Genomic DNA, 7,500 nt, shown 5'->3' with positions numbered 1-7,500 from the left:
GGAGCGATAGGAGAACTTTGTTCATTGAATAGGGTGTTTCATTTGTTGTCCAAGGCCAATAGAAACAGTGCCTCGTTCGAAGTAGAGCGAAGAACCACCGAAGCGATAGCGGAGGTCTGGTACTTGGACCGCAGGGTCTAGAGAGAGCAGGACGGCGCTAGGTTATGTGAAAAAGGCTCGATCTTCTAAGGTCGGGTCTTTTTAATGTTGTCTGATGAGTACATGAAACAGTACCGCGTTAGAAGCATAGCGATAAAACACCAAATCGACCGTGGAGAAATTGTACTTAAAATGCAGGGCCCATGGAAGTATAGAGCGCCGTCAAGGACCGAAATAGAAGAAGATCTATCTCAGTTCGAGATAGATCTTCTTTTTTGTTGGCGGGCAGATTGATGTTGCACATTTTGCAGGTTTTCAAGCAGAGATCGGTCAACATTTTCCTCGAAGGGGCACAGTGAGTAGTTACTTGCTTCAGTATTGAACATCACGTGGGTTTCAAGATCCAATTCCGTGCACAAGAGTTGACCTAACCTAATTAGCAGAAGATCGTATCGTTCCCACGTTCCTTCGCGACAGGAACTGCTTCGTGAGTTAAGCTTTGTGAATTGTGAATAACCTCCCGAGCATTCTCCTATCATCAGAAGCATCGCCAGCAAGTCAAATCCACTTTTGGTAAACAGAGATTCGATCACAGGTCGAGCAGTAGAAAAGCCTTCGTTGGTTTTGCTAAAAAACAGTGCTGTACATACGCCATTCCTCAGATCGCCTCGACCGTAAGCAACCGATTTAAGAGACAACTCGAAGCATCTAGATCATCTTGTTCTATTCTCCAGTCAGCGCGCAAATTATCATTTGTAAAATGGCGGTGCAAGAGGTAGACGTTGCAGCCTTCTTTCGTCGGATGACCAGGTTGGCGTTTGTACAAGCGCACTGGAACGGAGAACGCTTTTTTGACACTGCTGTCGATTGAGTCGCGCTCGTCCTGCATCGGAATGTATGTTTCGGCGGCATCTGACTTGCTCATTTTCCCATGACCAGCAAGGGAAGGAATGCGGACTGCATTCGCAAGTAGAGGCAGTGGCTCTGGAAAGACGTCACCGTATAGCTGTTTGAAGCGGTGAATGATCGTGCGTGCCATCTCGAGATGCACTAGTTGATCTTCTCCGACCAGAACAAGAGTGCCTTTATGGAATCAGCACGTCGGCGCCATCAGCACCGGGTACCCGACCAAGCCGTAATTGACGTTGTCAGGATGCTTTTTCGCCTTTTCTTTAAAAGTCGGACAGCGCAACAGTTCTCCAAGCGGCGTCACCATGCTGAGGTAGGTGTGCAACTCACAGATGTCGTCGGCGATCGAACTTTGCGTGTACAACGTAGAAAGTTTAGGATCGAGCCCGGAAGGCATGTAATCTTTTTCCACACCGAGCACATGGCGGCGTAGGTTATCCGCTTTCGGGTGCCTGGTCAGGGCATGCAGATCCACGATGAAGAAAAATGCGTTGTAGTTATGTTGCAGGTGGTTCAAATTTTGCAGAGCGCCATAATAATTTCCGAGGTGCAGTTGCCCAGTCGGGCGGATTCCAGACGTTAAGATTTGCTTAGCCATCAAAATCCCTCCATCGATTTGTTTGGTTGAAAAACTTCGGTCGCCACCAGCCATCGCTCATGCGGAATCACTCCTTTCAAATAAAAAGGGCCTTCATCCAAAAAGGACGAAGAACCCGTGGTGCCAACTTTATTAGCCTGCATCGACTGCAAACTCACTTTTCGGTACTGAACTGCAATACCTAGTCTCTTGTATCGGTGAGACATCTCCGCCAAAGCCTGCCCCTGTCGTTTCGGTCTGGAGGCTCCGAAGCCCATTCAGCAACACATTCACACTGACTCGTACCTACCGTCAGCTCTCTGAAGTGTCTGTGATGCCTACTCTAGTTCCTCATTGCCCTGCCCTATGAAATTGGAAGTTATCATACGCTGTCAGAAGGAAATATGCAACTGCGCTTTTTGCTCGCATGGTATACTGGGGAGGAGAATGTTTGTTCGAGAAAGGATGTTGTGTGGACGTTGGCAAAACATCTGGTGATTGTAGAATCCCCTGCAAAAGCGAAAACGATCAATTCCTACTTGGGAAGTGACTATATTGTAAAAGCCTCGATGGGTCATGTGCGCGACTTGCCGAAAAGTGGACTCGGGGTGGAAATCGAAAAGCAATTTGAGCCTCAATATGAAGTGCTAAAAGAAAAATCAACCGTTGTCAAAGAGCTTCGCGCATTGGCGAAGTCGGCCGACCGGATCATTCTGAGCACAGACCCGGACCGCGAAGGAGAAGCGATCGCTTTTCACCTGGAGGCACTGCTTCGTCCGAGCAATCGCAACATTGAGCGGGTGCTGTTTCATGAGATCAACAAAAACGCGATATTGCAGGCGATGAAAAGTCCGCGCAAAATCGATTATCGTTTGGTCGATTCACAACAGGCGCGGCGGATTCTGGATCGTTTGGTCGGCTATAAACTGAGCCCTTTTTTGAGCAGGAAGATCAAGCACGGGCTTTCGGCGGGACGGGTGCAGTCGGTGGCTTTGATGCTGATCGTGCAACGGGCCGAAGAGATTGCGAATTTCAAACCGGAAGAGTATTGGGAGATCAAGGCGCAGGTCCATACTGATCCTGAAGCGCCACTGTTTACCTGTGTCTTGGAAAAGATCGAAGGAAAAAAGGCCAAAGTGAGTCAAGGAGACATTGCAGCCGCCATTGTCGCGGAGGCGAAAGAGCAGAATTTTGTCGTCCAGAAAGTGGAGCGAGCAGAGAAGAAACGCTATCCAGCGCCGCCTTTTACCACGTCAACTTTGCAACAGGAAGCGGCGCGCAAACTGCGGTTTGATGTGGCAAAAACGATGCGCGTGGCGCAGCAGCTGTACGAAGGTGTGAACGTGGAAGGCAAGCCGGTCGGGTTGATCACCTATATGCGAACCGACTCGACTCGGGTGGCACCCGACATGCAGCAAAAGGCGTTGAAGGCGATCGAAGAGTGGTTTGGCCCGCGTTATCGTCCAGGGCGTCCGAATTTTTATAAATCAAAAGGCGGTGCGCAAGATGCGCATGAGGCGATTCGGCCGACTCATATCGAATTGACACCCGATCGAGTCAAATCGCAACTGACGCCTGAGCAGTTCCGGGTGTACAAGCTGATCTATGAGCGCTTTTTGGCGAGTCAAATGGCGGCGGCCGTTTATGATACTGTCGCGGTGAGCATCCTCTCCGGGCGGTTTGGCTGGAAGTCGAATGGGCGAACGCTGAAGTTTGACGGCTTTTTGAAGCTGTATGAAGAAGGTCGAGACAGCAAGCATGCCGGTGATGACAAAGCGGAAGAGGAACCGATGCTACCTCCGGTGGAGGAGGGGCAAAAGCAGCTTTGTGAAAAAATCACACCGTCGCAGCATTTTACGAAACCGCCCGCTTATTTTACAGAAGCGAGTCTCGTTAAGGAATTGGAAAAACAGGGGATCGGTCGGCCGAGCACGTATGCGTCGATCATCTCAGTTTTAAAGGCGCGAGAGTACGTGGTCGTGGAGAATAAAAATTTTTATCCGACCGATATTGGCAAAGTGGTCTGTCAGACTTTAGTGCTGAATTTTCCGAGCCTGATCAACGTGGCGTTTACGGCTGAGATGGAAAAGCAACTCGACCAAGTGGCGGAAGGTGATCGTGAGTGGCGCGGCATGCTGCAGGCGTTTTACGATCCGTTTGCACAGACGCTCGAAGGTGCGATGAAGTCGGCCGAACGCGTGGTGCTCGGTGAAGAGACGGTGCTACCGTGCCCAGCGTGCGGGCAAAAGCTGTGGAAGCGTTCGACAAAATATGGGCTAGTCTATGCTTGTGGTGGGTATCCGTCCTGTAAGTTCATCGTGCCAATCGGCGGTGAGACGCAGGTGCCGTGTCTGTCCTGCAACAAGCCGTTATATCTGTGTGATGTGACCCCAAAAGGTCGGAAAAAGGCAGTCAAGCAGTATCATTGTTATCAGTGCAGGGCGAAGTTTGGGTATGGTAAAGGCGGGAAACCGGAGCCGTTGGCCGTGGAAACAGAACACTCCTGTGAGAAGTGCGGTCAATCGATGGTGTTGAGAAAAGGACGCTATGGAGAATTTCTTGCGTGCAGTGGGTACCCGAAATGCAAACATGTGTTGAAGGTGGACAAGGAAGGCAAGCCGATGGAAAGCGGGCCCAAACTCGTTCAAGTCACAAACCAATGCTGTGCAAAATGCGGCTCGGTCATGGTGGTGCGGGAAGGGAAGGGCGAAAAGTTTCTTGGGTGCTCAGGTTATCCGCGCTGTCGATCGACCGCCACATGGAGTGAGAGCGTGCAGGTGATCGATGAATTGGAATTTGCCGAGGTCAAGAAGCGGTACAAGCAAGTGAAAATGAAAAAGAAGAAGTAAACGAAATCCCGTGTGGTGTTTGTTGATGCCACGCGGGATTTTTGTTTGGTGGGTCGAGTGTGAGCGGCAAAATATATCGGTTGTATGTGATTTAGGTAAAACAAAAACAAATTCGAGAGCCTATTTTGTAGGATTGCTGAAAATGGCGGCTCATCGCGAATTTTGTTCTGCCAAGAGGGAAAGACTGTGTTGAGAGGTTGCTAGCGGTCGTGGTAAGATAACTCTTGTCGCCGCGAGAGACACGCGGTGGTAGCCCAACGAAGAACGCGACATCCTGTCGCAACGTTGGACAATGAACATACTGTTCTTGATCCTTGAAAACTAAACGAGTGTTACAGAGATCTGATGCGAGTCAAGATACAAACTTTTTCAACTTTTAATTGAGAGTTTGATCCTGGCTCAGGACGAACGCTGGCGGCGTGCCTAATACATGCAAGTCGAGCGGACTGGAGGGAGCTTGCTCTCAAAGGTTAGCGGCGGACGGGTGAGTAACACGTGGGCAATCTGCCCGACAGACTGGGATAACGCTTGGAAACGAGTGCTAATACCAGATAAGCGATTCCTTCGCATGAAGGAATCGAGAAAGAAGCTTTCGCTTCACTGTCGGATGAGCCCGCGGCGCATTAGCTAGTTGGTGAGGTAACGGCTCACCAAGGCGACGATGCGTAGCCGACCTGAGAGGGTGATCGGCCACACTGGGACTGAGACACGGCCCAGACTCCTACGGGAGGCAGCAGTAGGGAATCTTCCACAATGGGCGCAAGCCTGATGGAGCAACGCCGCGTGAATGATGAAGGCCTTCGGGTTGTAAAATTCTGTCTTCTGCGAAGAACAAGTGTGAGAAGAGAATGCTCACACCCTGACGGTAACAGAGGAGGAAGCCCCGGCTAACTACGTGCCAGCAGCCGCGGTAATACGTAGGGGGCAAGCGTTGTCCGGAATCACTGGGCGTAAAGCGCGCGCAGGCGGCCATCTGCGTCCGGGGTGAAAGCCCAAGGCTCAACCTTGGGACTGCCTTGGATACGGGATGGCTTGAGGATCGGAGAGGCAAGGGGAATTCCACGTGTAGCGGTGAAATGCGTAGAGATGTGGAGGAACACCTGTGGCGAAGGCGCCTTGCTGGCCGATTTCTGACGCTGAGGCGCGAAAGCGTGGGGAGCAAACAGGATTAGATACCCTGGTAGTCCACGCCGTAAACGATGAGTGCTAGGTGTTGGGGGGTACCACCCTCAGTGCCGAAGCTAACGCATTAAGCACTCCGCCTGGGGAGTACGGTCGCAAGACTGAAACTCAAAGGAATTGACGGGGGCCCGCACAAGCAGTGGAGCATGTGGTTTAATTCGAAGCAACGCGAAGAACCTTACCAAGACTTGACATCCCGCTGACCGGTTTAGAGATAGACCTTCCCTTCGGGGCAGCGGTGACAGGTGGTGCATGGTTGTCGTCAGCTCGTGTCGTGAGATGTTGGGTTAAGTCCCGCAACGAGCGCAACCCCTAAATTGTGTTGCCATCATTCAGTTGGGCACTCACAATTGACTGCCGGTGACAAACCGGAGGAAGGCGGGGATGACGTCAAATCATCATGCCCCTTATGTCTTGGGCTACACACGTGCTACAATGGGCGGTACAAAGGGTTGCGAGGCCGCGAGGCGGAGCCAATCCCAAAAAGCCGCTCACAGTTCGGATTGCAGGCTGCAACTCGCCTGCATGAAGCTGGAATTGCTAGTAATCGCGGATCAGCATGCCGCGGTGAATTCGTTCCCGGGCCTTGTACACACCGCCCGTCACACCATGGGAGTTGGCAACACCCGAAGCCGGTGAGGTAACCGCAAGGAGCCAGCCGTCTAAGGTGGGGTCGATGACTGGGGTGAAGTCGTAACAAGGTAGCCGTATCGGAAGGTGCGGCTGGATCACCTCCTTTCTAAGGATTTACGGTCTAACGACCATAAAACAAGCTTTATCAAACTCGCATCATCTCTGACAACTCGTTTAGTTTTGGGGGATCAAGCCCAAACGTGTTCCTTGAAAACTGGATAGCGAAATTGTGAGTCAAGACATGAAGAAATGCAGCATTTCGTATGCAATAACTTAGGTTAAGCTACGAAGGGCGCACGGAGGATGCCTTGGCGCCAGGAGCCGATGAAGGACGGGGCAAACACCGAAATGCCTCGGGGAGCCGTAAGCAGGCATTGATCCGAGGATGTCCGAATGGGGAAACCCGGCACTCGTAATGGGGTGTCACTCAGCACTGAATCCATAGGTGTTGAGAGGTAGACCAGGGGAACTGAAACATCTAAGTACCCTGAGGAAGAGAAAACAATAGTGATTCCCTGAGTAGCGGCGAGCGAACGGGGAACAGCCCAAACCGTGTGGCTTCGGCCATACGGGGTTGCGGGGCGTCTCACATGGAGTTACAAATCTGCACAGTAGGCGAACAGTCTGGAAAGGCTGACCAAAGAGAGTGAAAGTCTCGTACCCGAAACTGTGCAGACTCCGAGACGGAACCCCAAGTACCGCGGGACACGAGAAATCCCGTGGGAATCAAGGAGGACCACCTCCTAAGGCTAAATACTTCCTGGCGACCGATAGTGAACCAGTACCGTGAGGGAAAGGTGAAAAGCACCGCGGGAGCGGAGTGAAAAAGAACCTGAAACCGTGTGCCTACAATCAGTCGGAGGGCGTTCATGCCTGACGGCGTGCCTTTTGTAGAATGAACCGGCGAGTTACGATCGCGGGCGAGGTTAAGGTGAGAAGCCGGAGCCGCAGCGAAAGCGCGTCTGAAGAGGGCGAAAGTTCGCGGTCGTAGACCCGAAACCGAGTGATCTACGCCTGGACAGGATGAAGTTGCAGTAAAATGCAATGGAGGTCCGAACCCACGCACGTTGAAAAGTGCGGGGATGAGCTGGGTGTAGCGGTGAAATTCCAATCGAACTCGGAGATAGCTGGTTCTCCCCGAAATAGCTTTAGGGCTAGCGTTAGAGTGAGAGTCATGGAGGTAGAGCACTGATTGGGCTAGGGGCCCTCCCCGGGTTACCGAACTCAGTCAAACTCCGAATGCCATCGACT

At 51.8% G+C, this 7,500-nt stretch carries 1 protein-coding gene, 2 rRNA genes and 1 pseudogene (1 of these 4 cut by a window edge); 3 read left to right on the top strand and 1 reads right to left on the bottom strand.

The genetic code is table 11. The features are described 5' to 3' along the window. Window positions 1–757: 757 nt before the first annotated feature. Window positions 758–1,606: pseudogene (gene trpS, locus CIG75_RS18290) on the bottom strand (tryptophan--tRNA ligase). Between the two features lie 458 nt (window positions 1,607–2,064). Between trpS and topA the strand changes: the two are divergent. The 3 genes from topA to CIG75_RS18275 all read left to right on the top strand — a co-directional run. Further along, the gene (topA, locus tag CIG75_RS18285; RefSeq protein WP_172844482.1) at window positions 2,065–4,434 is read left to right on the top strand and encodes a type I DNA topoisomerase; all 2,370 of its coding nucleotides are present in this window, start codon (window positions 2,065–2,067) and stop codon (window positions 4,432–4,434) included. Window positions 4,435–4,810: 376 nt separating this feature from the next. Beyond that, window positions 4,811–6,355: ribosomal RNA gene (locus CIG75_RS18280) — 16S ribosomal RNA — on the top strand. A 170-nt stretch (window positions 6,356–6,525) separates the two neighbouring features. Next, a 23S ribosomal RNA gene (locus CIG75_RS18275) occupies window positions 6,526–7,500 on the top strand; it runs 1,955 nt beyond the window's last position. Together the 16S and 23S rRNA genes form the textbook arrangement of a ribosomal RNA operon.

Source organism: Tumebacillus algifaecis (assembly GCF_002243515.1).
In the GTDB taxonomy this organism is placed as follows: domain Bacteria; phylum Bacillota; class Bacilli; order Tumebacillales; family Tumebacillaceae; genus Tumebacillus_A; species Tumebacillus_A algifaecis.
Note: the sequence above shows the minus strand (reverse complement) of the source record. Positions and strands in the feature narration are given on the sequence as shown.